Source organism: Methylobacterium terricola (genome assembly GCF_006151805.1).
Taxonomy (GTDB): domain Bacteria; phylum Pseudomonadota; class Alphaproteobacteria; order Rhizobiales; family Beijerinckiaceae; genus Methylobacterium; species Methylobacterium terricola.
In genome coordinates this window covers 1-3,125 of record NZ_VDDA01000083.1, presented here as the reverse complement: position 1 = coordinate 3,125, position 3,125 = coordinate 1, and the positions used below count along the sequence as shown (strand labels likewise).

The 3,125-nt window shown below is 59.0% G+C and carries 1 protein-coding gene; it reads left to right on the top strand.

The window, feature by feature from the left end:
* Nucleotides 1-1,378: 1,378 nt before the first annotated feature.
* Complete coding sequence (locus tag FF100_RS36625; RefSeq protein ID WP_139040911.1) at nucleotides 1,379-3,052, top strand: methyl-accepting chemotaxis protein; 1,674 nt, start codon at nucleotides 1,379-1,381, stop codon at nucleotides 3,050-3,052.
* Nucleotides 3,053-3,125: the final 73 nt, after the last annotated feature.

The following is a 3,125-nucleotide window of genomic DNA, read 5'->3' as shown; positions in this document are numbered from 1 at the left end:
CATCGATCCAGATCATCACGCCATCCGACCGCAGCCGACATCGCGATCACCCACGTCTATCGCCGTGGCATGCGAAGCCGCCATAACCGGATGGGTTCCCTCAACCTGCCAAAGTAGTGCTAGAAGCAAACACCATCCGCGGGACGCGACACCGGCCCCGCAGCTCCGACCAAGGGACGCGCCGTCGACAGTGCGGCAGCTGAACCGCCGATGCTCCGGGCGCGGCGCGGGTGCTGTCCCGTATCTGTCCAGGGGGTATTCCCGAACAGATGCGTATAAGTCCGAGCGTAAGCGGTAGTTTCACAAAAATATCATACAATAATTGATGATATATTATATGATGATTTTGATAGTAAAAACCTTAGATTAAATCAGCAAGTTAGGAAATATCTGGGACGAGCTTCTTCTAGGAAAGTCTTCCAGTGATTATAACTCTCCGTCCCAGTTTTCAAATGAACAAGAACTGGCTCTTGTCGCTGGCCGACATCAGGGGCAAGATCGAGGGGTGGCGGCAGTGGTGTAACGAGGGCCGTCCTCACAGCACGTGCTGGCAGCGGTCAGTAGCCTCAATCGTCTCGCCTGTGTGATCGAGGCGATGCGCCACGCCCTCAGCGCGCTGGCCGTCGCCGCTCCGGCCTGTTTTTCGGCGCGGGCGCGGCGCTTTACGAGGCCAAGCGGCGGGGCCGCAATCGCATAATGGCGCAGATCGATCGGGATCGCCGCATTGGGGACAGCGTAAGCGCACTCTAAAGTCTTTTGCCCGCTCCGACCATCATATACTCAGTAGTTATTAATTATATTACAATATATCGCCTCGATATAGCTGGTTTTTCAGAAGAAATATTCGACAAAATTATCGTTTTTCACAGCGATTGTTGCTCAATAATTTTATTTCTATAAACAAAAAGGACAATTTTTTGCGGTATTGTTGCTGTACGAGTGATGGCGATTATGTCGTATCAGAGTGTAAGTTTGAGAGTGGTGGCGTATTAATTCTGAAAATGCTGGCAAGTACAAATTGCGATTGTCTATTTCTCGCGTATCCAGCCTGACTATCTTCTTAACTTCCCTATCGTAAAATACAAATGAATACTAATTAAGTAATCTACTGTTTCATACGAATAAAAGTGCGCACGAAACAGTCTTAAAAAATGCGACATCTATTATTAACTAATTAATAACACAATATATTCATTATGTGAGCACCGGTAATCCAGCGCAGCGCGTGTCGTTGGAGCCGTCCCGTCACATCTTTCTGATCACAACTTGTGCATGTGTTGCCGAGACCGTTGTGCAACCTGAATGCCTCGTTGCGTGGGCTAGGAATGCGACGGGAAATAACGCGCTCTGACTCGCTTGAGGCTTTGCATGTCTTTCGCTGCGTACTTCGCTGATCGGACTATTCGGCTTCCTGGGGCTGATCGCAATCGCGCAGGGAGCCTCCGGTATCTTGGCCCTCAGAACAGTTGAACACAGCATCACGGGCGTGGCCTCGCAATGGCTGCCCTCGGTCGACGCTGCCCATCAAATTAACGCGCAGGTCGGCGAGTACCGCATCAAGCAGTATCGCCTTCTGACCGCATCACCCAATCTGCGCGTGCTCGCCGAGAACGAAGCCCGTATCAGGCAGGTGGCAGAGCAGCTCGCGCAAGCACGCGCACTCTACGAGCCCCTGATCCGGACACACGAGGTGCGTAGCGCCTACCACCAGTTTGCTACCCTGTGGGTGCGCTACGAGGCGCAGAGCGCGCAGGTCGTCACCCTGATGCAGGCGGATCAGCAAGCCCAAGCCTACACCCTGCTCACCGGTCCCGAGATGCTGCGCCTCTTCAACGAGGTGCGCGACACTCTCGCCAAGGGGGTGTCCGCCAGCCGCAGGGGGGCGCAAGCCGAGGCTGATGCGGGCGTTTCAAGCGAACGGAGCGCCACACATCTCGCCTATCTCATGGGGGCAGTCTCGCTTCTCGGCGCTCTCGGCGCGATGCTGTTCAGCTTCCTTGGTATCTCACGGCCGCTCTCCCGCATGACGGCCGCCATGAAACAGCTCGCAGCCGGCGATGTGACAGTCAGTGTACCCAGTCAGCAGCGCGGTCACGAACTTGGCGCTATGGCTGCAGCGGTTCAGGTGTTCAAGGACAACCTGATCCACACGCGTCAGCTCGAGGAAGAGACGGCGCTTGCCCGCGCTTCGGCCGAGGAGCAGCGCCGGGCTGGCATGCGCCAGATGGCCGATAGCTTCGAGGCTGCGGTGGGCAGCATCGTCGGCATGGTGTCTGCCTCAGCAACCGAGCTGCAGGCGACCGCCCAGACTATGACCGCTACCGCGACTGAGACGGCCGCTCAGTCCACCGCCGTCGCAGCGGCGGCTGAAGAGGCGTCCGCGAACGTCGGCACCGTCGCAGCCGCGGCGGAGGAGCTCGGCGCCTCGGTCCAGGAGATCGGCCGCCAGGTCGACGGCTCGGCCCGCCTTGCCCAGGCCGCCGTCACGGAGGCCGGGCAGACGGCGCATCAGGTCCGGGCGCTGACCGAGGCGACCGCCCGCATTGGCGATGTCGTCGGCATGATCTCGTCGATCGCCGCGCAGACGAACCTTCTGGCGCTCAACGCCACTATCGAGGCCGCCCGGGCCGGGGAGGCGGGCCGCGGCTTCGCGGTCGTCGCCGCCGAGGTCAAGCAGTTGGCAGGCCAGACCGCCAAGGCGACCGAGGAGATCACGAGCCAGATCACGGCGATCCAGGCCACGACCGGCCAAGCGGCCGGCGCGATCGGCAAGATCACCGCGCGCATCGAGGAAATCTCCGGTGTGGCGACCTCGATCGCCGCGGCGGTCGAGGAACAGGGGGCGGCAACCCAGGAGATCGTGCGCAACGTCTCCCAGGCTGCAGCTGGTACCGGCGAGGTGACAGGCAACATCGTGGGTGTGGCACGTGCATCCGAGGATACGGGAGCAGCCGCTTCACAGGTCCTTGGAGCTGCCGGCGAGCTGTCGCGCCAGTCCGAGCACCTCTCGGCCGAGGTGGCGCGCTTCCTCGACACCGTGCGGGCAGCCTGATGTTCTCAAGTCTGGAGTACAGCGGCATATGCCGCCATGGATGCATACAGTCACAGCCTTAATTGGCAACTCG